This window comes from Vibrio sp. 1159 (assembly GCF_033340395.1).
Classification (GTDB): Bacteria; Pseudomonadota; Gammaproteobacteria; order Enterobacterales; family Vibrionaceae; genus Vibrio; species Vibrio alginolyticus.
On sequence record NZ_JAWOWL010000009.1, the window covers coordinates 44357 to 65876 of the forward strand.

Sequence of the window (21520 nt, forward strand, 5' to 3'; positions counted from 1 at the left end):
AGCGTTTATTAAGATAGTGATTTAATATATACCTAAATATACCTCAGTGATGACATTCAATTTAAGCAAATCGGGATTGATTTGGTATCTACTAAGGTATCCACTGAGTTTAACTCAGTTTAAAGCGGCTCATTACATCTTTAAGAGAAATGGATAGCTGGCTTAGTTCGCGGCACGCCTGTGCGGTTTGCTCCGAACCTTGCGAGACCTCTTGAGATGCCAAATGTATGTTTTCAATGCTGCGGTTAAGCTCTTCCGCAACAGAGTCTTGCTGGTTACAAGCCGTGGCGATTTGGGTACCCATGTCTGAGATGTCCGAAATCGAATGCTCAATGTCGCTCATCAGCTGTTTTGATTGAATACCTTGCTCTGCACATTCTGAAATACTGGTTCTAGAAAGTTCAGTGGCTGATTTTGCGTCTTTTGCAAGTGATTGTAGCTGCTCAATGATCGAAGTGATTTCACTCGTTGAATCTTGCGTACGGCCGGCAAGAGTTCGAACTTCGTCTGCAACGACGGCAAAGCCACGACCAGACTCACCAGCACGCGCCGCTTCAATGGCTGCATTAAGTGCAAGTAGGTTGGTTTGATCGGCGATGTCGCGGATAACATCCACGATCACGTTAATTTTATTCGATTGCTGTTCAAGCTCTGCTACGGTATCGCCTGCAGCGCCAATTACGTTTGAAACTTCTTGAATCGCGTCAACCATACCTTGGGTTTCACGAACACCGTGTTGTGTGCGGCGGTTTGCTTCGTTAGCTTGGTTCGCTGAGTCTTCAGTGTTACGAGCAACATCGGCTACGGCCGCTTTCATTTCTGTCATTGCTGTTGCGATGTGCGTAATTTGCAGCTGTTGATCTTTCATACCAGACGCAGAAATATCGGAGATTTGGTTCATCTCTTCGACAGCGCTGCTTAACTGAGTAACTGCAGCAATCACGTTATCGATAACTTGGCGTAAGTCATCTTGCATCTTAGTGGTCGCGTCTGCCAGTTCACCAAGCTCGTCATTGCCGATTGCTTTACGGTCAATGTCACTTGATAGATCACCTGTCGCGATGGCATTTGCTTGCTCAACAACAAGTTTAAGTGGGCCACAAATTAGGCGAGTCAGCACGTATGTCATGCCTACCATGATCAGTAGAATAATCACGTTACTTGCAATTGAAGAATTACTCAATCCATTTACAGAGGACAGGATATGAGTTTTGTTGCTATCCATAGCTTCTTTAAGGAGACGGATTAGTTCGCCTAACTCTGAGTCAACCGCTTCGAAAGCAGACAAAGAGTTCGCCAAAATAGGGTGGGCCTTGCTTTTGTCGTTAGCTAGCATCGCTTCATTGTACTGGTCCATAGTAACCAAGTACTTTTTCCACTGACGCATAAGACGCTGGTAAGTTTGCTGCTCTTCGCCAGGCCAGATAGTTTCACCGTAAGCGTTGAGCTCTCTAGTGATCTTTTCGCGTTCTCTAATATTGTTAGAAATTTTAGTTTTGACTTGGTCTGCGTCTTCATAAGTGTACGCAGCAAATTGAGCTCGGCGCCAGCGAGACAAGTGGTCTCGAATCGAATCGACCCTTTCCATTGCAGGAAGCGTATCATCGGTATAGTTTAAAAGCTCAGATTTGATGCTTTTGAGCTCTGTAGATAAAAACACGCCAAATGCAATGTTGACGATGGCAATGAGTAAAAACGATAGCGATATCTTTTTCGCTATAGAAAGATTCTTGATAGACATTAGTGATATACCTTGTTTTTCTTATGTTGTGTCGCCAAAGTAAACCACATCCTTATATGTGATATATGTCCATTAAATTACTGCAACTCGTGTAACGTACCATTATTTATTGATATTTTCGATAATGAATTGAGCTTTGTTTGAAAATAAAAAAAAGTCAATGATTTTATAAAGGTACGACCACATTCGATATAAAGTTATCGGTAACAAAATATGATGTTCTGTACGCAGTCGTGCCAAGAGTAGGGAATCAAATTGTTACAGATGTTACAGCGGTGAAAAGATCAGCGTTCATAACGTGATAGTCGCGTGTTTACCTCGAAGCAGTTACGGGCACTAGTATGCGTATGACTTAATAGACAATGAAAGGGAACGGGTGCTTATTGGTCTAATTGAATGCCAAATGTACTAGTCAGATCGCTTTTTAAGCACTTAAATCAAAAAGATAAAATTTATTGTTGACCAGATAAATTAATCCGTTAAAGTACGCCTCGTTCTCACGGCAAAGGTCGCTGAGACAGATGGTGTCTAACCCATCGCATGATTGCGTTGCCCTGGTGGTGGAATTGGTAGACACAAGGGATTTAAAATCCCTCGGCGTTCGCGCTGTGCCGGTTCAAGTCCGGCCCGGGGCACCATCAAAATCTTTGGTGACAGAGATAAAAAATCAGAAAGGCGCCTTGGCAGAGTGGTTATGCAGCGGATTGCAAATCCGTGGACCTCGGTTCGACTCCGGGAGGCGCCTCCACTATTTCGAAAGCCAGTCTTAAATGACTGGCTTTTTTCGTTTTTAGTCCGCCTTTTCGTAACCCTCGCGCTTTCCTAAAGCCTCCCATGTTTTGATCACCATTCAATATTTTTAATGCGCTAATCATTGACTTTATAAATGTTAGACAACTCAATAATTGTATAGTGTGATTGGTGATAGTTTCTCTTCGATTGTAATCCGAACTTTTTGTATTACAGGCAGCAACCTAGCTAGCGTCATAGTTAGTATCGCTTGGTGCGTATATGCAGAAAGGAGGATTCTAGTCCTTAACGTGAGAGAAAAATAATGAAAACATTCAACCTTAAACCTACACTTTTACCCTTAACTTTGCTGCTCAGTTCGCCTGTAATGGCGGCACAAAATGGCACCATGATGCAGTATTTCCATTGGTATGTGCCAAATGACGGTGCGCTCTGGACACAAGTTGAAAACAACGCTTCGGCACTATCTGGCAACGGCTTTACTGCGTTATGGTTACCGCCCGCCTATAAAGGTGCTGGTGGTAGCAACGACGTCGGTTATGGCGTTTATGATATGTATGATTTGGGAGAGTTTGATCAAAAAGGTTCGGTGCGCACCAAGTATGGCACCAAAGATCAGTACCTAAGCGCCATCAATACTGCCCATAAAAACAATATCCAGATTTATGGCGATGTGGTGTTCAACCATCGCGGCGGTGCGGATGGTAAATCCTGGGTCGACACCAAGCGAGTCGATTGGAACAACCGAAATATTGAACTTGGTGATAAATGGATTGAAGCGTGGGTAGAGTTTGATTTCCCTGGGCGCAACGATAAGTACTCAAACTTTCATTGGACGTGGTACCACTTTGATGGCGTGGACTGGGACGATGCTGGCGAAGAAAAAGCTATCTTCAAATTCAAAGGTGAGGGTAAGGCATGGGATTGGGAAGTGAGCTCGGAAAAAGGCAACTACGATTACCTTATGTACGCTGATCTAGACATGGATCACCCTGAAGTTAAGAAAGAACTTAAAGACTGGGGTGAGTGGTATATCAACATGACTGGTGTTGATGGGTTTAGAATGGACGCGGTGAAGCACATCAAATATCAATACCTGCAAGAATGGATTGATCACCTACGTTGGAAAACAGGGAAAGAACTATTCACGGTCGGAGAGTACTGGAACTACGATGTGAATCAGCTGCATAACTTTATCACCAAAACCTCTGGCAGCATGTCTTTGTTTGATGCACCGTTACATATGAACTTTTATAATGCGTCTAAATCGGGTGGTAGCTACGATATGCGTCAAATCATGGATGGTACGCTGATGAAGGACAATCCAGTCAAAGCGGTTACCTTAGTAGAAAACCATGACACTCAGCCTTTGCAGGCGTTGGAATCAACCGTTGATTGGTGGTTCAAGCCGCTCGCTTACGCGTTTATCTTATTGCGTGAAGAAGGTTATCCATCCGTGTTTTATGCAGATTACTACGGCGCGCAGTACAGTGATAAAGGGCATGACATCAATATGGTCAAAGTGCCTTACATTAAAGAGCTAGTAACACTGCGTAAAGATTATGCCTATGGCAAACAACATTCTTATCTCGACCACTGGGACGTAATTGGTTGGACTCGAGAAGGTGATGCAAATCATCCACATTCAATGGCCGTGATCATGAGTGATGGACCTGGTGGCTCGAAGTGGATGTATACGGGTAAACCAAGTGCTCGCTACGTAGACAAGTTGGGTATCCGAACTGAAGAAGTTTGGACTGATGCGAATGGTTGGGCTGAGTTCCCAGTAAACGGCGGATCTGTCTCGGTTTGGGTTGGCGTTGAATAATCCATTCCTGTGATTTTGATACAGAGTAGGCAATTCTTGATAAAACTTTTCAATGAATCAATGTGTTATTTGATATTCATTCAACAAATGAGTAACTTATATTTGAGCATAATCTAGAGGAAGATAAAGAATGGAATCTATTGCTGATGTATTGGTTGTGGCTATTGTGTTCGGTGCCATATTTGGGGGCGGGATAATAAAGTTAATCTTGAACCATCGTAAAGAAGTAAGAGCGTTGGAGATATCTGAACGTAATACGATGAGCCGAGAAGAACAAGATAACCTTAACAAGCAAATTGGTGACTTGAAGCGACGTGTTGAAGTGTTAGAGCGAATTGTCACAGATAACAAATATCAACTTGAAAAAGAAATTGCCTCTCTGTAGATCACCACTTAATCGTAAAGCCGGCGAAGTCCGGCTTTTTCGTGTCTGTACGTCATACCTTTCGGATGTTTAACTCAGCGTTCATCAAAAAAGTCTTTGTCGCGAATGTATTTACTCATAAAGTGATAAGAGAACGGTCGCATTAGCCAACTAAATAAGGAGCGCCCAAGCCGTATGAGCGTTGGGGTGTTCTCGTATATTCTCCCGTTATATAACCATAGCATTTTGCCTACATGCCAATACAAAAAAGGTACGGGCGGCATAAAGGTCACGATGTCGATGTCGCAACAAATCCTGTATGTTTTGTGCCCCAAACGGTAGCGTTTCTTAAACGTCCAATCCCCGACAGCGGGCTGTCCGAAAGTGACCACGCGTTTAATGCTTTTTGGGTATTTTTTCTCAATATAGTCAGCAAAAACACTGCCAATCGCGCCACCTGAAGAGTGGCCAGTAATAGTGATTCTTTTCCCCCTGAGAATAAGTGGTACAACGATACCTTCGAGGCGTTCGATCACGGTCAACCCTAACCGATCTTCATTTCGGCTCGGTAAACTTTCTTGGAACAACAGATGATAGAAACCCGCGTGAATGCGATAGTTTAGTCCCAACCTTCGACAGCTTCTCGTCCACATCGCGAAGTTCAACAACCAATCACTGATACTGTGTGAGCCTTTAATCACTACGACCACTTCACTCTGTTTTTTACTCCAGAGCACGCGAATCATAATCTTACCGTGTTCATTTCTAATGACTCGTTGCCCATTAGGATCGAACCCGTATTGAGTTTGCCTGAAGACGCGAGGGTAGGCGAGATTACAAAGCACCGCATAGCGCTCGTATTGGTATCGTTTTAATGGTTTCACGTTAACTTTCTTAGTGGAGCCTAACGTTTGACTGTAATTAATGAATATTAAAAATACGTGAACCTTGATTTAGGGTCGGTAGAGATTCTGTGTATTGGTATCGCGAATGAAAGACTCAAACTGGCTTAAATGCGTCAAGATGGTTTGGCGAGAGAGTGCATGATGTTCGCTAAGCACGTTAATTAGCTTTTTCAAAGCCTTACGATCTTGTTTATCAAGATTTGCTGTTTCTTTGAGTTGTGCGAAAAATTCAATTTGACTTGAAGTGTCGTTAAAGTCACCGAGCTTGTCTTGCAATAGTTTTAGTTGTTTCACGTTGTTTTTGTGCTGTTGGGAAGGATAGAGCGTGGAAAATCCTTCTAACAGATAACGCAGCGCTTTGCACTTTATCCGCATCGAATGAATCACGCTGTCACGACTTTTGTCCGAGATCTTGCGTCGTGCTTTATCAACTTTTTTAAATTGATCGGAGATTTTTTGGCTTGCGAAGAGTAACGCAGGTACGTTGCTATCCACTCGTTCGTGTTGCGTACTTCGCAGCAGACTATTCCTGACCAAAGTGCAGTGCGTTGTGTATTCTTTTGTAGCTAGCCAACGCGTAACTCTTGCCTGTTCGTAAGCACGTTCGGCTTCGATAAAGCCAAAAAGCTGCTCAAGAGACGATTTGTGATTTGGGAGCATTTCAATGTATTGGTTTTTGTCCAAGATAAATACGTCCAAATCACGCAGCTTATTTGTTTTCTTCATCATTATTCTTAAATGAGGTTTCAAAATACGCTGTTCAAAAGGAGGGATCAGTTCGCGAAGTAGTGAGCATAGTGAGCGTATGCGCCTTAGTGTGACGCGATACTGGTGTGTATATTCAGGGTCCAAGTCATGGACGATCCCCTGTTCCAGAGAGCGTGCATAATCAAATTCAGTAAGTAAGAAGTGGGACACTACGAAGTCGAGTTCGGAATCAGTATGTAGCGGTAATTGAAATGATGACTTTCGAAACATGATGAGCGCTTATTTGTCCCCTGCAGTACGAGTTAAGTTTATACCCATACTGCCAATTTGTGTGACTTGTCGATTCCTCATTGACATGAAGTGATGAAGCAAAGTAAACGAGAGCAAAGCATGCTGATGTTCTTGTGAGCAAAATGATCGCCCTTTGTTCGTTTGAGTTGGCTTTTTAACCATTTGAATAAAAGAGACTAATTTTTTGTTGACCAGATAAATTAATCCGTTAAAGTACGCCTCGTTCTCACGGCAAAGGCCGCAGAGACAGATGGTGTCTAACCCATCGCATGATTGCGTTGCCCTGGTGGTGGAATTGGTAGACACAAGGGATTTAAAATCCCTCGGCGTTCGCGCTGTGCCGGTTCAAGTCCGGCCCGGGGCACCATCAAAATCTTTGGTGACAGAGATACAAAATCAGAAAGGCGCCTTGGCAGAGTGGCTATGCAGCGGATTGCAAATCCGTGGACCTCGGTTCGACTCCGGGAGGCGCCTCCATTCTTTTACTTGTCCATGAGTTCCGATAGTAACCTGTAGGATCTCAACTTCTCAGATTGTTCAAACACCATCGTGTTTACCATAATTTCATCTGCCCCAGTGCGTTCCAAAAGTTTCTCAATTTTCTGTCTTACATATGTTTGATCACCATGGATAGATTCACGTAATTGAGTTTCAACGTGAAGCTTTTCCTGTGCTGACCATAGTGGTGCCATACTTTTCACTGGTGCGCGAAGTTTTTCGCGATTGCCGCGAATCATTTTTAAGAATTTTTGCTTCTCTGTTGTCGCGAGAAAATCTGCATGTGACTGAGTATCCGCTACGATAACGTTGGCACAAATCATCACATAGGGTTGAGCTAAATGCTCGGATGGGACAAACTCATCTCGATAAAAGTTTAGAGCACGAGACATTGCATCTGGAGCAAAGTGTGCAGCAAATGCGAAAGGTAAGCCTCTCTTAGCTGCTAAACGTGCGCTGTATGTACTCGACCCCAGAAGCCAAATCGGCAGAGATGTGTTGTTACCTGGATAAGCCGCGACTGGTTGATTTCGAGATACGGGACCAAGAAAGAAATTAAGTTCCTCCAACAGCTCTTCAAAGTCAGGATCCATATGCTCTGGTTCCCGCCTTAATGCATGCATTGTTTGGTAGTCGGTGCCTGGTGCGCGTCCTAATCCGAGGTCAATACGACCAGGGTATAATGCCTCTAACGTTCCGAATTGCTCTGCAATAACTAGTGGTGCATGGTTAGGTAACATGATTCCACCAGATCCTAAACGGATCGAGTTCGTGTGCGCTCCAATATGACTGAGTAATACACTGGTTGCGGCACTGGCGATGTCGGGCATGTTATGGTGTTCAGCCATCCAAAACCGATGATAGCCCCAGGACTCGATTGATTGAGCTAATTCAACGGAGCGCTCGAACGTTTCGGTGAAGTTTGTTCCGTCGGACACGGGTGCCAAATCCAGAACAGATAAACGAGGAAAAGACATAGGATAGTTATAGCCTGTTAATGAATCTTAACTATCATATGGTGGTGAAAGTTGACGTTTAAAAGGGGAGGATTAACCATTCACAATGGATTATTTTTCTTCAATGCCTGGAGAGCGTTTAGCTTACGAGTTTAGCTTTTGCTATGTGATAAAAGCGGCTTTATTACTGTAAGTGGCCACAGTGGTCGATGTCGTTGAATATTCGCATGTAGAACGTTTCCACAGCTACTTTAGATTAAAACATAGGCCTCTTTAACAGCGAACTGCTGTTGTCGACAATAGTGAACGAGCTAGCTTTAGAACGTTTTGACTGATACATAGACTTGTCTGCCGCTGTTAATAATTCATGTACATTCGACCCATGCTCAGGATAGAGTGCAATACCAATGCTAGCTCCGACGCATAACTCTTTACCTTTAAAATGAATTACTTTTTCTATTTCTTGGATATAGCGTAGTGCACATGCAGACAGAGACGTACCTGTTGTGTGTGAACGATGAATAATAATAAATTCATCTCCACCAAAGCGGCCTACCATGTCTGATTCGTCGATAATACTTGATAATCTACTAGCTACAGATTTTAACACTGCATCACCTGCCTCATGGCCATGGCTATCGTTAATATCCTTAAATAAATTTAAATCTATAAAAAACAAACTAAAACTATTCTCACTGCCTCTGAAATTACGCGTAAGCTGGATCAAATGTTTTTCTATTGCTCGACGATTGTAGATATTAGTTAAGGAGTCGTGCTCAGACAAAAATACCAAACTTTCTTTTTGACGATTTAGAACTGAAGTTTGATTCTCTACTTCTTCTTTAAGTTTTGATTTTGATATTGTTGTGTGGTTTAACAATGCCGCCATTTTATTGAAGTAACAAGACAGATTTTCAAATTCCGTGAATTGATTTTCTGAAGGGATTTTATAGTCAAAATTTGACCTGCTTAATTGTTTTATTCCATTTATAAACCTTTGAAAGCTTCTCTTGAACTTTATTTTTATATAAAAGCATAATAGCATAACAACCAGAGAGATAAAAATAATACCTGCTTGAGTGTAATAATTTAAATTTTGTAGTTTTGTAGACTTATTATTAAGTATTTTTTTATAAATATATATTATTTCATTATTCATATCCTGGGATACAATGTTTATTCTGGATTGTATGACAGGATTTGATTTATTATAATTTACGACTGACTCATAATGGCGATCTTTGTCTAGTAAATGATTATTTTCGTATTGAACTAAAAAATACAGTTCGAGATTCATTTTTTTTAGGTCTTTAGTAAGGTATAAAACATCTTAATTTTGAGATAATAATTCGTTTAATTTGTTATGAGAAATCATGAATTGTGTGAAATTGTTTTTTCCCCTATTTTGAGTGTAAGCCCAAAGATAACTACTTAATGACTCTAATGATATTTGTATGTCCATTATTTGGTTTAATTGTTTCTTGGCTTTATAATCTTCTATTTTTATGAAGCTTATGTATACTATAACGCTGATACATAGTATTACGCTTAGACTGAATAGTGATGCTAAATAGTGGTTTAACGAACGATGCATTTTAATCTAGACCATCAAAATATGAATTGATATAGTTTTCTTTAAATATTTTTCTGTAATTTGGAATCTGTCCTTCTACATAGTTTTGTTTTAATGCCCAATTAGCTTCTGATTGTAATGTAAATAATAAAGAATTCGTTAAATTTAATCGAAAGTTATAATCATCCCAACTCCAAGATATTTCTTCAACTGTTGTGTTAAGTTTTTGTGATAGTATTTTCATTGTTAAATGAGGGTTTTTATCCATCCAGTTAATTGAGTGATGAAGTGACTTTATTATTTTCATTACTTCTTGATCTGATTTTTCAATGTGTATTTCTTTTGATACAAGCAAAAAGTAAAGTTTATACACGCCAATAATTCCTATGTTCTTTACTTCTTCATTTATTCTATTCTTGGCCATAAATCCGTATGGCTCCCAAGTAGATATTGCATCGACGTTTCCTTGCATTAAATGATTTATAATAACCTGCGTTGTTGATGATATTTTTTCTACTTTTTCTAAATCAATGTCATTTACCTGTAGCAACAAGTCTAAGTAATATTCGCTAGCGCTCTTTTTTATTACACCAACCTTTTTTCCTGGTAATTTATCTATACTTTCTATGCCAGACCGCTTTTTAGTTAGCAGCTTAATATCATTCGTAGAAGATGCAAAAGAAGTGATTAATGCTAAATCTTTGTATTCAAAGCTTTTAAACATCAGTACGCTTTCAGAAAAAGTGGCGTAATTAACATGGTTTTCTAGAAGTAGGTTTGAACATTCGACCCCTCCAAAGCACATGATAAGTTCGACGTTTAAATCGTTTTCTTCAAACGCACCTATGTGCTCTGCAATGATAAAAGGGGCTGACAGAGGCGTCTTAGATATACCGATTGTTGTAGGTTTGTGGATAGCATTTGATACCGTTGTTAACTTTAAATAAGCAACTACTAATGCAGAAAGAACTAAAATTATGATAACTGTAGAAATCTGTTTTGTATCCATCAAAAACAACTCCCTTCATAATAGTAGTAATTAATCTATCAGTTAAATGAGTGTAGTTGCTTATTGGGTTGATGCTAGGAGAGGAGGGGATTTATTTGTATCGTGCCAAATTTATGAGTACCTAGGGGTAATTTCGGTAACTGGCTTAGATATAAAGAATTTATCTTTAGTTAGTTCAAGTTGTAGCAAATGACTGATTTCATAACATGATGATTTATGGAGAGATATCAACTTTTTAAGTTGAAAAATTGTACTCCATTTTTGCCATTTTTCTTTATCTCATACATTGCGTGATCGGCTTTTTGATACACTTCATTAAACGGTTGCTTTCCTTTGTTAAAGAGACAAACACCGATACTCATTCCTATAGTTACTTTATGTAAGTCTTGATTTATCGCTGGAATGATTGAGTCTAAGAGTTGATTGCAAAGTTGGGATATTTCCTCTCGACTTGAATGCCAGTTTAAGATAACAAATTCATCGCCTCCTATGCGTCCAACTTGAGACTTGCTTGACGCAAGCTCTGTTAAGCTATTGGCTATATTAATGAGGAGAGTATCACCAGTATGATGACCTAGCTGGTCGTTAACTGCTTTAAAATTATCTATATCAACAAACACTAAGGCAGACTGCTGAGACGGCTTGGTTTGAGGTTGATGATTAAAGTTTTCCTCAATTGCTTTTCTATTTAACAGTCCGGTCAATGGATCACTCGAAGCTAACTTAGCCAGTTGCTGCTCATATCGCTTTTCTTTTGTAATATCGATATGAGTGCCCATCATGCGCAGTGGTTCGCCATCAGAACCATACTCGACGATGCGCCCTCGATCGTAGACCCAACTATCACTGCCGTCTTTATGAATCATGCGATGCACTACCTCATAAAGGTCGGTTTTGCCAGCTAGGTGATCTTCAAATGCACCCACCGCAAGATCATAATCTTCAGGGTGGAGATTGTTTTTCCACGTTTCAACCGTCGCGGTTAACTCATGGGGCTGATAACCTAGCATTTTGCCCCACTGCATATTGAATATCGTCAAAGTACCTGAAGGAATATGCTGCTCCCACAAACACAGTCCATTACTGTCGAGTGCAGCATTCAACTTTTCTTGTAGTCGCGCATTCTTCCGCTTCAGCTCTTCATTTTCTTTTTCTAAGCAGGCAATTCGAGTTAGATATTCTTCCATTTTGCGCATAATTTACGTCGTTTTCGGAGCGACAATATACGAAAAATACTTTGCAATTTCTATGATTGAGCTTGGAGATATAAGTATTGAATATGCGGTAAATAATAAAGAATCGGTGATGTTACTTAAGAGCAGCAAAGTAAATGCTTGGAAAACAAAGAAGGAAATAGGGGGTAAGCGAGGGGCTCTCCTGGTGCAAAGTCTTAAATGGAGGCCTTTGCACCGGGACTACTGAGGGTTAGCGGTTTAGTGCACCACAACGCTCAGGTTGGTATGTGATATCGACAATTTCAATTGTCTTCACTTGATTATTTGGCATTGGCCAGTCAAGTTTTTGGCCGACAGACAAACCGATCAGTGCGCTGCCTACGGGCGCAAAAATAGAGATATCATCACTGCTTTTCAGTTCAGAAGGGTAAACCAGTGTCTTTGTCATGGTTCTATCTTCACCTGAAAATTTAAACTCTACAGTCGAGTTCATCGTGACCACGTTATCTGGCATTTGTTCTGGCTCAAGAACTGTTGCTCGGTCGAGCTCTGCTTCTAATTCCACAAGCTCCGCTGCGATGTTTGGCATTTTATCCAACAAGGCCGTGATTCGGTTCATATCTAAGCTTGAGATGTAGATAGAATTGTTTTCTGACATTTTATGACTCCCAAATAAAAGGCCGCCTCACAAAAATGGGACGGCACTCTATATGTCAATTACGGTATCAATCATATGGACGCTATTCCATATGAACTAAACCTGATTTTAGTCTTTATAGTGCGACTTAGCTAGTAAAAAATTTTTGTTGTGAAGCTTGATTTTTCTAAATCTTTCAATCACTTCAGATATTGTTCTCTGTTCACCTTGAAACGGTGAAGTCAAGTGAGTGCGTCGTTTAGAAGCAAAGCAGGATTTATCGTAGGTGTGCTCGGTTTCGATGGTCAGCCTAACTTCATAAAAGCAAAACGGTATAGTCCGTTGCTAGCATGGCTTCGGTTATCTCAGTTTGTTAAAACTACCAATATCCGTTAATAAATTACTTTTTATTTCGCAATAGTCAGATAAATACGTTCATCTACCCCTTTAGGGTAGTTTGAGATTGTAATTGATTTACATCATGTATTAATTTTCTTTCACAATTAACAATGAGCTCAGTGATAAGAACCTAACCCTTAGGAATTATAATGAGCAAGTTGAAGCTAGTAGTCATCGGTAACGGTATGGTAGGGCACCGTTATATTGAAGACTTAGTCGAGAAAGCTGATATGTCTAATATAGACATTACGGTTTTCTGTGAAGAACCTCGTGTCGCATACGACCGTGTGCATCTTTCCTCTTACTTTTCTCACCATACTGCAGATGAACTTTCTTTAGTAAAAGAAGGCTTCTGCGAGAAACACGGTATTAACATGCTGATCGGCGAACGCGCGATTAACATCAACCGTGAAAACCGCATTGTTTACTCAAGCACTGGCCGTGAAGTTCAATACGACAAGCTGATTCTTGCTACTGGCTCATTCCCATTTGTTCCACCTATTAAAGGTCACGAAAGCAAAGACTGTTTTGTTTACCGTACTATCGAAGATCTTAAAGCGATCGAAGCGTGTGCGAAGAAGAGCAAATCAGGCGTTGTTGTCGGTGGTGGTCTGCTAGGCCTTGAAGCAGCAGGCGCACTGAAAGCACTGGGTGTAGAAACGCACGTTGTTGAGTTCGCGCCAAAACTAATGGCTGAGCAACTTGACCTGGCTGGTGGTAACCAACTTCGTCACAAGATCGAGCGTATGGGCGTGAACGTTCACACCAGCAAAAATACGCTTGAGATTGCGCCAGAAGGCACAAACGCACGCAACGTTATGCGTTTTGCTGACGGTTCAGAACTAGAAACAGACTTCATCGTATTCTCTGCAGGTATTCGTCCACAAGACAAACTAGCACGCCAAATGGAGCTAGAAGTGGCACCTCGTGGCGGTGTTGCTATCAACGACCATTGTCAGACTTCTGATGAGAACATCTACGCGATTGGTGAGTGTGCGTCTTGGAACGAAATGTTCTACGGCCTTGTTGCTCCTGGCTACAAGATGGCGACCGTTGCTGTTGACCACCTACTAGGTAACACAGAAAGCAAATTCGAAGGCGCTGACATGTCTGCGAAGCTGAAACTTCTAGGTGTAAAAGTAGGTTCAATCGGTGACGCGAACGGTCGTACTGAAGGCTGTAAGAGTTACGTTTACCAGAACGAAGAACAAGAAGTTTACAAACGTCTTATCGTTTCTAAAGACAACAAGAAACTGCTTGGCGCGGTTATGGTTGGCGACACCTCTGACTACGGTGACCTGCTTCAACTTATGTTGAACGAAATCGACCTACCAGAACACCCGGATGCGTTGATCCTTCCTGCACACGCAGGCGCTGAGAAACCAGCACTCGGTGCAGACGCTCTACCAGAAAGCGCAGTAATCTGTTCTTGTTTCGACGTAACCAAAGGCAAGATCGCACAAGCGGTTGCTGATGGTCACCACACATTGGGCGACATCAAAGCAGTGACTGGCGCAGGTACAGGCTGTGGTGGTTGTATTCCTCTAGTGACCTCTGTTCTAAATGCTGAGCTTGCTAAATCTGGTATCGAAGTGAAGAACGACGTGTGTGAGCACTTTGCATACTCACGCCAAGAGCTGTTCCACCTAATCCGTATTGAAGAGATCAAAACGTTTGATGAGCTTCTAGAGAAATACGGTAAAGGTTACGGCTGTGAAGTTTGTAAACCACTGGCTGGTTCTATCTTGGCTTCTTGCTGGGGTGAGCACATTCTTAAGCCACAACTGGTTAAGCTGCACGACACGAACGATAACTTCCTAGGTAACATCCAAAAAGACGGTACTTACTCTGTTATCCCACGTATGGCGGGTGGTGAAGTAACACCTCAAGCACTGGGTGCGTTAGCGAACGTTGCAGCAGAATACAACCTATACACCAAAGTAACCGGTGCTCAACGTATTGGTCTGTTTGGTGCTCAAAAAGACGATCTTCCAGAGATCTGGCGCAAGCTTATCGACGCTGGTTTCGAAACAGGTCAAGCGTACGCAAAAGCACTTCGTATGGCGAAGACCTGTGTTGGCTCAACGTGGTGTCGTTACGGCGTTCAAGACTCTGTTGGTCTGGGTTCTTACATCGAGAACCGTTACAAAGGCATTCGTACACCTCATAAGATGAAGTTCGGTGTTTCTGGCTGTACTCGTGAGTGTGCGGAAGCACAAGGTAAAGACCTTGGTATTATCGCGACTGACGCAGGTTGGAACATGTACGTATGTGGTAACGGTGGTATGAAACCTCGTCACGCAGACCTACTTGCAAGTGACCTAGATAAAGAAACACTAATCAAGTACATCGACCGCTTCATGATGTTCTACATCCGTACTGCTGCGCCACTACAACGCACATCAGTTTGGATGGAAAACATGGAAGGTGGCGTTGACTACCTACGCGAAGTGATTGTTGAAGACAAACTTGGCATCAACACTCAACTAGAAGCTGACGTAGCGAAGCTTGTAGATGAGTACGAGTGTGAGTGGACTGCGACCATCAACGACGAATCACAACTGACTCGTTTCGCGCACTTCATCAACTCTGACAAGCGCGATGAAAACGTCGTGTTTGTACAAGAGCGCGAACAGCACCGCCCAGCAACCTTCACGGAAAAACACCCTGAAGCGAAAGGCGACATCCTACACGTAGCGATCACTGAAGCATAAGGGAAGGTTGATTATGTCATTTGAAAAGATTTGCCAAATCAGCGACATCGTACCGGGCACGGGTGTTTGTGCACTGGTTGATGGTCAGCAAGTTGCGGTATTTCGCCCAACACAAGCAGAAGAAGTGCTGGCGATCAGCAACACAGACCCGTTCTTCCAATCAAACGTGCTTTCTCGCGGTTTGATCTGTGAGCACCAAGGCGAGCTTTGGGTGGCTAGCCCACTTAAGAAGCAACGCTTTAACCTGACAACAGGTGCGTGCATGGAAGACGAGCGTTTTAGCGTGAAAGCGTACAAAACCCGCGTAACCAACGGCGAAGTAGAAATCTCTGCGTAAGCTTGGTTTTCATTCCCTCCTCTTAGGGGGAGGGAATGAACTGAAACCTAGATTTAATAGACAAAGGCTTTCCAAGCATCATCTCAGGGGAACAGGGAAGCGAGGTGTTGTAGACAGCGTTCAGGTGTCAACGGGAAGCCTTTCTCTATTCAATCTTTAACTTTTTAACTTTCAATTTTGGATAAGGACACATTCATGTCTACTGATTTTAAGCCTGCAGAATTCGTGCAAACCATGATCAATGTTGGTGAAGCGAAAACCAATACAAGCACGCGAGATCTTCTGCTTCGCGGTACGATGGCTGGCGTTATTCTTTCGCTTGCGGTGGTGGTTGCTATTACCGCGATTGTACAAACGGGTATCGGCCTTGTAGGAGCACTTGTTTTCCCCGTTGGTTTCGTAATTCTAAGTGTGATGGGGTATGACCTAGTAACCGGTGTTTTTGGTCTAGCGCCTCTGGCTAAGTTTGCGAACCGTCCGGGCATCACTTGGGGTCGTATCTTCCGTTGTTGGGGTCTTGTAGGCTTGGGTAACCTTATCGGTTCTCTGATCGTTGCTTACCTAGTGGCTATCTCTCTAACAGGTAACTTCTCTCTAGAACTGAACGCAGTAGCGAAGAAATTTGTCGCTGTTTCTACCGCGCGTAGCCTTGGTTTTGAAAACATGGGTATGGACGGATGGATCACATGTTTCGTACGCGGCATCTTCTGTAACCTAATGGTGTGTCTAGGCGTTATAGGCAACATGACGGCACGTTCGGTGTCTGGTCGCGTAGCAATGATGTGGTTCCCAATCTTCATCTTCTTTGCGCTAGTATTTGAACACACCGTAGTAAACATGTTCCTATTCCCACTAGGTATGATTCTAGGTGCGGATTTTGGTATCGCGACTTGGTTGAACTTCAACCTTATTCCAACCATTCTAGGTAATATTGTTGGTGGTCTCGTAATGACTTGTATTCCACTGTACCTAACTCACGCGAAAACAGCGCCTTCTATCAACGTAGTTGAAGAAGAAGTAAAAGCAGAGCCTGCAATCGCAAAATAAACCGCTTTTATCTGGCCCTACCTATGGTAGGTAGGGCTGTTCAACTCATTTAACTTTCGATAAGTATTGTATTGATTTAGCTATAAAAAGTAATAACTCCTTGGGGTGATTTTAACCTTGAGTTAATGACTTGAGTGTTACTTTTTATGTCCAAATTTTCGATAGGCGTTGATATGACAACTGTTAACTCATCTTTAAACAGCGGCTTTGTTTCTCTTGTTGGTGCAGGTCCTGGTGACCCTGATATGCTCACAGTAAAAGGCTTAAAAGCCATTCAAGCGGCTGAAGTTGTTGTGTACGACCGATTGGTATCAAAAGAGATTCTTGAGTTGGCCCATGCATCAGCAGAGATGATTTATGTTGGGAAAAAGCTCGATTTTCACTGTGTACCTCAAGATCAAATCAACCAAATCTTGGTGCAGAAAGCGCAAGAAGGTAAGCGTGTTGTGCGTCTGAAGGGCGGTGACTCATTTATCTTTGGCCGTGGTGGTGAGGAGCTAGAAGAACTAGCGGAATTTGGTATTAAATACGAAGTGGTTCCGGGGATCACAGCAGCAGCGGGTGCAACGGCTTACGCTGGTATTCCATTAACACACCGCGACCATGCGCAAAGCGTTCAATTCATCACTGGTCACGTACAAAAAGATGGTCGTGAGATTGAATGGCATTCTCTAGCACAATCCAACAACACACTTGTTTTCTACATGGGTTTGAAGCAAAGCGGCCACATTATGGATAAGCTGATCACTCATGGGTTAGATCCTGAGATGTCATGCGCCATTATTGAAAACGGTACGCGCCCAGAGCAGCGCGTGTTCCAAGGAAAGTTGAACGAGCTATCGATCATGGCAGAGCAAGCCGTGAGCCCAGCATTGATTGTGGTTGGCAGCGTGACTCAACTTCACAACAAGTTGGATTGGTTCGCAAAGTAATACTGCCCACAAGTGACTATATTTTACAGGGGCTTTGTTGCCTCTGCATTTCTTGCTTACGCATAGGCATTTGATCAATGAGGTTGTTGATAAACGACCAGTCTGTTTCTGCGCCCCAGCGGTGCTTTTCTAGACCATCTTTACCAAGCAAAATAGCGGTATGAGAACCTTTTTCGACCTCATAAAGACGAGCTAGCATTTTTAGGTCGAACTCTTCTTTAAGCCAAGCAGGAAAAGTATAACCTTGTTCTGTAATGACCAGCGTGACGACATCTCTGTCTTCCAACTCACACTCATTCATAAGTGTTTCTAGCAAGAATTGTTTGACGTATTCATCATTTTCTGGCGCAAAGTAGAGCACACTTCTATGTGGCCAGTATTTGGAGTGCGCTGGATAACCAAATGCTGTCGATGACAAGATACAAGAAAGCAGTATCACTAGTAACTTTCCGCCCATGACAGTTCCCCTAGAAACCCAAATAACTTTTTATACGTTAAGTTTAGTGGAATTGGCTCATTGTGCTTTTTCCAAAACTGGCATAGGGTAGGCAGCAAATAAATTGAGCGTAGAAATAGATGAGTTCGGAAAGCAAACAAAAAATCGCCATTTTGGTTGATGTACAGAATGTGTATTACACCTGTCGCGAAGCGTATCGAAGCAATTTTGATTACAACCAGTTTTGGTATGTTGCCACACAAGGGAAAGAGGTGGTAAGTGCTCGTGCTTATGCCATTGCGAGCAATGATCCCAAGCAACGTCAGTTCCACCATATTCTTCGTGGTGTTGGATTTGAGGTGATGCTTAAACCCTACATCCAGCGTCGTGATGGCAGCTCGAAAGGCGATTGGGATGTGGGTATTACTCTCGATGCAATTGAAATTGCTCCCGAAGTTGAGGAAGTGATTCTAGTTTCGGGAGATGGAGACTTTAGTCTGCTAGTAGAGAGAATTCAGCAGCGCTTCAATAAAACGGTGACCGTTTATGGTGTACCTAAGCTAACATCCCAAACTCTGATTGATTGTGCCGACAATTTTGTCGCGATTGATGACGATTTCTTGCTGTAGTTAAATAGTGTAATAAAGAAAGGCGAGTCACTCAGGCTGTACGAAAACGTACAATGACTCGCCTCTAATTTATCGTTGATTTGGCTAGTTACGAAGGAATGATCATTTGCCCTAGCAAGTAACCCAAGCAACACGCACCAATCACGCCGATTAAGCCCACAGACATGAATGAGTGGTTGAAGTACCACTTACCAATCTTAGTTGTGCCCGAGGTATCGAAGTTCACAGTCGCGATATCTGAAGGGTAGTTGGGAATAAAGAAGTAGCCGTATACCGCTGGCATCAAGCCGATAAGCAGCGCAGGTTCCAAACCTAAGCCGAGACCAACAGGCAGCATCATGCGAGCCGTTGCAGCTTGAGAGTTCACCACAACCGACACAATGAATAACGCAAGCGCGAATGTCCAAGGGTAGTTGGTTACCATCTCTACGATGCCGGATTTAAATTGAGGCATAGCGTACTGGAAGTATGTATCTGACATCCATGCAATACCGAAGATAGCAATCGCCGCCACCATACCAGATTTAAATACCACCCCATTTGGTACGTCGCGCGGGTCAGTTTTGGTCGCAAGCAAAATGATACCGCCGAAGCAGAGCATCATCATTTGAATCACAACTGCCATGCTGATTGGCTTCGAGCCATCTACGATGGTACGAATGTCTGGCCACATCGCGATAACGACGATAACCAAGATAGAAGCAATGAACAGCAATACAGAGTTACGAGCACTTGTTGGTAGTACTTCATCAAGAGACGTTGCAGTTGTGTTGAGGATTTTTTCTCTCCACACAGGATCTTTCAAACGCTCTTGGTATTCTTCATCGTCGTCTAGTTCTTTACCACGCTTTAGGCTGTAAAGTGACATCAACAACGTACCGAATAAGGTTGCAGGTACAGTAACGAGCAGAATTGAGAGCAGAGTGATCTCGTGTTGAATATCAGAGAGTTGCGCCAAGTAGTAAACTACGGCCGCTGAAATTGGTGATGCCGTGATTGCGATTTGAGAGGCGACAGAAGCGGCAGCCATAGGACGCTCAGGACGAATGCCGTTTTTAAGTGCAACGTCGCCAATGATTGGCATGATAGAGTAAACCGCGTGACCTGTACCAAGTAGGAAGGTCATAAAGTAAGTCACGAACGGAGCAATAAGGGTGACGCGTTTTGGGTTCTTACGAAGCACACGCTCGGCAACTTGCAGCATGTATTTCAAACCGCCAGCGGCTTCAAGAATGGAAGCACATGTTACCACCGCTAAAATGATCAACATGACGGTGACAGGAGGAGAGGTTGGCGGCATCTTAAAGATGAAGACTTCAATCACCAAGCCAATTCCGGATACGACCCCAAGGCCTATACCACCATAACGTGAGCCGATATACAGCATCACGAGCAAAAATAGAAACTCAAGATACAACATGTGGATTTCCTTATTCAAAACAGAGGGCTACATAGCCAAATTACCTCTTTGTATTGTCTCGATATGCAGAAAGAAAATACTTCATGTTGTTCACAATCCGCTGGATAAGAAACAGCAATATTCAATTATTGGCAATAACTCACGCTACACAGGGGAACTGTTAACACAGTTTTATCAGGGTGTTTTTATGCTGTGTATTTTTGCGATCATGTGAGCGTTAAATGCGAAGAGGTTTAAGAGTTTGTTGCTATTCATCGCATACGTAACCAGACCTTACAGTTTCACAGAACGCGGAAATACAGTCATAACTAACCCTAAGAGTGCTTCTTTGTTATGAAAACGCAAAGGATAATAGTTTGCATTGCGATTGGTGCTTGGGTATAAAGGTGTCAGAATGACTACACCAACAATAAGCCATCATGTCTGAGCAATTTTTCCCGCAACTGTTTCAAACTTCGAGTGAGATTACACCTTATCTACACGGTGATATCGGCGAGATAGGGCAAGAAGCTATCCATATCGAGAATGATATCAACCCGATCATCCAAGGCCTTTACCAGCAAATCTCGGAGGCTCATCCGGAAGCGGGAAAAGCATATTGGTTGACAAGAACGTGGGATTTACTTTGTTGGCAGCCAGTTTATGTCGCATTCATCTCCATTTACGGTTACCACACGTTGCCAAACATTCGCGAGATAGCGCAGCACCTCAAACCTTGTTTTGTTTCTGGGTACCGATTCGCCGACGAAGCGCATATACATGGCGAGCCAGAAGCGTTGATAAAAGAGGCGGGGCGTCAAATCCGAGAACTGTTCGACTTCTATCAACAAGAGATGAGTCAATGGACACGCATTCGTCCTGGCTTCACCCATCAATTGATGTCGGACGGAATCATGGCTTGTTTAATTCGTCTCCAACAGCGCTTTCCGCAAATGACTAACTCGACACTTCAGGAGCATGCGGTCTTGTGGCTAAGCGCAATGGGTTTGGATGTTGATAATAGCCGCTCACTTCATGAGACGGAATCTGATCAGCCGCTAAAGTTAGTAAGAAAAAGTTGTTGTTTAGTCTATAAGTGTGAAGGCAGAAAGCTTTGTGCAGATTGTCCTCGTTTAGAGGAAAATCGACAGCTTATGAGCAAGAAGGTTCTTAATTAACATTTATTTAACTT

The 21520-nt window shown here is 42.7% G+C and carries 18 protein-coding genes and 4 tRNA genes; 12 read left to right on the plus strand and 10 right to left on the minus strand.

Going from position 1 to position 21520, the window contains the following annotated elements; all coding sequences use genetic code 11:
• Positions 1-109: 109 nt before the first annotated feature.
• Positions 110-1741: a methyl-accepting chemotaxis protein gene (locus R7127_RS09340; RefSeq protein WP_005375988.1), complete on the minus strand. Its 1632-nt coding sequence runs from the start codon at positions 1739-1741 to the stop codon at positions 110-112.
• Between the two features lie 551 nt (positions 1742-2292).
• Here R7127_RS09340 and R7127_RS09345 point away from each other — a divergent pair.
• From R7127_RS09345 to R7127_RS09360, 4 genes are all read left to right on the plus strand, one after another.
• Positions 2293-2379, plus strand: a tRNA-Leu gene (locus R7127_RS09345).
• A 36-nt stretch (positions 2380-2415) separates the two neighbouring features.
• Positions 2416-2489 (plus strand) — tRNA-Cys (locus R7127_RS09350).
• 306 nt (positions 2490-2795) lie between these two features.
• A complete protein-coding gene (gene amyS, locus R7127_RS09355) occupies positions 2796-4319 on the plus strand; it encodes an alpha-amylase (protein ID WP_115386660.1) in 1524 nt (507 codons plus the stop codon).
• Positions 4320-4449: 130 nt separating this feature from the next.
• Positions 4450-4704 carry a hypothetical protein gene (locus R7127_RS09360; protein ID WP_005375990.1) on the plus strand — a complete coding sequence of 85 codons (255 nt, stop codon included), beginning with the start codon at positions 4450-4452 and terminating at the stop codon, positions 4702-4704.
• 74 nt (positions 4705-4778) lie between these two features.
• Here R7127_RS09360 and R7127_RS09365 read toward each other — a convergent pair whose 3' ends face one another.
• Positions 4779-5567 carry a lipase family protein gene (locus R7127_RS09365; RefSeq protein ID WP_005375991.1) on the minus strand — a complete coding sequence of 263 codons (789 nt, stop codon included), beginning with the start codon at positions 5565-5567 and terminating at the stop codon, positions 4779-4781.
• 69 nt (positions 5568-5636) lie between these two features.
• Positions 5637-6566: a CHAD domain-containing protein gene (locus R7127_RS09370; RefSeq protein ID WP_064376958.1), complete on the minus strand. Its 930-nt coding sequence runs from the start codon at positions 6564-6566 to the stop codon at positions 5637-5639.
• Between the two features lie 301 nt (positions 6567-6867).
• Here R7127_RS09370 and R7127_RS09375 point away from each other — a divergent pair.
• Positions 6868-6954: transfer RNA gene (locus R7127_RS09375), tRNA-Leu, on the plus strand.
• Between the two features lie 36 nt (positions 6955-6990).
• Positions 6991-7064, plus strand: a tRNA-Cys gene (locus tag R7127_RS09380).
• Positions 7065-7069: 5 nt separating this feature from the next.
• Here R7127_RS09380 and R7127_RS09385 read toward each other — a convergent pair.
• The 5 genes from R7127_RS09385 to rnk form a co-directional block, all read right to left on the minus strand.
• Positions 7070-8062 (minus strand): LLM class flavin-dependent oxidoreductase, encoded by a 993-nt coding sequence (locus R7127_RS09385; RefSeq protein ID WP_005376038.1) that lies wholly within the window; start codon positions 8060-8062, stop codon positions 7070-7072.
• Positions 8063-8297: 235 nt separating this feature from the next.
• Positions 8298-9338: a diguanylate cyclase domain-containing protein gene (locus tag R7127_RS09390; protein ID WP_262635857.1), complete on the minus strand. Its 1041-nt coding sequence runs from the start codon at positions 9336-9338 to the stop codon at positions 8298-8300.
• Between the two features lie 298 nt (positions 9339-9636).
• Entirely contained in the window at positions 9637-10623 is a 987-nt protein-coding gene (locus R7127_RS09395; RefSeq protein WP_005376042.1) for an ABC transporter substrate-binding protein, read from the minus strand.
• A gap of 227 nt (positions 10624-10850) precedes the next feature.
• Entirely contained in the window at positions 10851-11810 is a 960-nt protein-coding gene (locus R7127_RS09400; RefSeq protein ID WP_064376974.1) for a GGDEF domain-containing protein, read from the minus strand.
• A 238-nt stretch (positions 11811-12048) separates the two neighbouring features.
• Positions 12049-12456, minus strand: coding sequence for a nucleoside diphosphate kinase regulator (gene rnk / locus R7127_RS09405; RefSeq protein WP_005390213.1), 408 nt, complete (start codon positions 12454-12456; stop codon positions 12049-12051).
• A 527-nt stretch (positions 12457-12983) separates the two neighbouring features.
• On the opposite strand from rnk, the gene nirB reads away from it, so the two are divergent.
• From nirB to cobA, 4 genes are all read left to right on the plus strand, one after another.
• Complete coding sequence (nirB, locus tag R7127_RS09410) at positions 12984-15548, plus strand: nitrite reductase large subunit NirB (protein ID WP_064376961.1); 2565 nt, start codon at positions 12984-12986, stop codon at positions 15546-15548.
• Between the two features lie 13 nt (positions 15549-15561).
• Positions 15562-15885: a nitrite reductase small subunit NirD gene (gene nirD, locus R7127_RS09415; protein WP_005387969.1), complete on the plus strand. Its 324-nt coding sequence runs from the start codon at positions 15562-15564 to the stop codon at positions 15883-15885.
• A 195-nt stretch (positions 15886-16080) separates the two neighbouring features.
• Positions 16081-16932, plus strand: coding sequence for a formate/nitrite transporter family protein (locus R7127_RS09420; RefSeq protein WP_025767739.1), 852 nt, complete (start codon positions 16081-16083; stop codon positions 16930-16932).
• A 173-nt stretch (positions 16933-17105) separates the two neighbouring features.
• Positions 17106-17864 carry a uroporphyrinogen-III C-methyltransferase gene (gene cobA, locus R7127_RS09425; RefSeq protein ID WP_213895321.1) on the plus strand — a complete coding sequence of 253 codons (759 nt, stop codon included), beginning with the start codon at positions 17106-17108 and terminating at the stop codon, positions 17862-17864.
• Between the two features lie 16 nt (positions 17865-17880).
• Here the strand turns inward: cobA and R7127_RS09430 are convergent, their stop codons facing one another.
• Complete coding sequence (locus R7127_RS09430) at positions 17881-18321, minus strand: DUF4174 domain-containing protein (protein ID WP_005387976.1); 441 nt, start codon at positions 18319-18321, stop codon at positions 17881-17883.
• A gap of 119 nt (positions 18322-18440) precedes the next feature.
• Between R7127_RS09430 and R7127_RS09435 the strand changes: the two genes are divergently transcribed.
• A complete protein-coding gene (locus tag R7127_RS09435; RefSeq protein WP_005387978.1) occupies positions 18441-18929 on the plus strand; it encodes an NYN domain-containing protein in 489 nt (162 codons plus the stop codon).
• A gap of 88 nt (positions 18930-19017) precedes the next feature.
• On the opposite strand, the gene R7127_RS09440 is transcribed toward R7127_RS09435, so the two are convergent.
• Entirely contained in the window at positions 19018-20349 is a 1332-nt protein-coding gene (locus R7127_RS09440) for an anaerobic C4-dicarboxylate transporter (RefSeq protein ID WP_005376060.1), read from the minus strand.
• A gap of 419 nt (positions 20350-20768) precedes the next feature.
• Between R7127_RS09440 and R7127_RS09445 the strand changes: the two genes are divergently transcribed.
• Entirely contained in the window at positions 20769-21506 is a 738-nt protein-coding gene (locus R7127_RS09445) for a siderophore ferric iron reductase (RefSeq protein WP_042520969.1), read from the plus strand.
• Positions 21507-21520 lie beyond the last annotated feature (14 nt).

What these genes read in the sequence shown, in the direction of transcription:
- R7127_RS09390 (WP_262635857.1), bottom strand. Translation starts at nt 9,338, where the DNA reads ATGAATCTCGAACTGTATTTTTTAGTTCAATACGAAAATAATCATTTA.
- R7127_RS09445 (WP_042520969.1), top strand. Translation starts at nt 20,769, where the DNA reads ATGTCTGAGCAATTTTTCCCGCAACTGTTTCAAACTTCGAGTGAGATT.
- R7127_RS09435 (WP_005387978.1), top strand. Translation starts at nt 18,441, where the DNA reads ATGAGTTCGGAAAGCAAACAAAAAATCGCCATTTTGGTTGATGTACAG.
- R7127_RS09400 (WP_064376974.1), bottom strand. Translation starts at nt 11,810, where the DNA reads ATGGAAGAATATCTAACTCGAATTGCCTGCTTAGAAAAAGAAAATGAA.
- rnk (WP_005390213.1), bottom strand. Translation starts at nt 12,456, where the DNA reads ATGTCAGAAAACAATTCTATCTACATCTCAAGCTTAGATATGAACCGA.
- R7127_RS09420 (WP_025767739.1), top strand. Translation starts at nt 16,081, where the DNA reads ATGTCTACTGATTTTAAGCCTGCAGAATTCGTGCAAACCATGATCAAT.
- R7127_RS09370 (WP_064376958.1), bottom strand. Translation starts at nt 6,566, where the DNA reads ATGTTTCGAAAGTCATCATTTCAATTACCGCTACATACTGATTCCGAA.
- R7127_RS09340 (WP_005375988.1), bottom strand. Translation starts at nt 1,741, where the DNA reads ATGTCTATCAAGAATCTTTCTATAGCGAAAAAGATATCGCTATCGTTT.
- nirD (WP_005387969.1), top strand. Translation starts at nt 15,562, where the DNA reads ATGTCATTTGAAAAGATTTGCCAAATCAGCGACATCGTACCGGGCACG.
- R7127_RS09440 (WP_005376060.1), bottom strand. Translation starts at nt 20,349, where the DNA reads ATGTTGTATCTTGAGTTTCTATTTTTGCTCGTGATGCTGTATATCGGC.
- amyS (WP_115386660.1), top strand. Translation starts at nt 2,796, where the DNA reads ATGAAAACATTCAACCTTAAACCTACACTTTTACCCTTAACTTTGCTG.
- R7127_RS09395 (WP_005376042.1), bottom strand. Translation starts at nt 10,623, where the DNA reads ATGGATACAAAACAGATTTCTACAGTTATCATAATTTTAGTTCTTTCT.
- nirB (WP_064376961.1), top strand. Translation starts at nt 12,984, where the DNA reads ATGAGCAAGTTGAAGCTAGTAGTCATCGGTAACGGTATGGTAGGGCAC.
- R7127_RS09430 (WP_005387976.1), bottom strand. Translation starts at nt 18,321, where the DNA reads ATGGGCGGAAAGTTACTAGTGATACTGCTTTCTTGTATCTTGTCATCG.
- cobA (WP_213895321.1), top strand. Translation starts at nt 17,106, where the DNA reads ATGACAACTGTTAACTCATCTTTAAACAGCGGCTTTGTTTCTCTTGTT.
- R7127_RS09360 (WP_005375990.1), top strand. Translation starts at nt 4,450, where the DNA reads ATGGAATCTATTGCTGATGTATTGGTTGTGGCTATTGTGTTCGGTGCC.
- R7127_RS09385 (WP_005376038.1), bottom strand. Translation starts at nt 8,062, where the DNA reads ATGTCTTTTCCTCGTTTATCTGTTCTGGATTTGGCACCCGTGTCCGAC.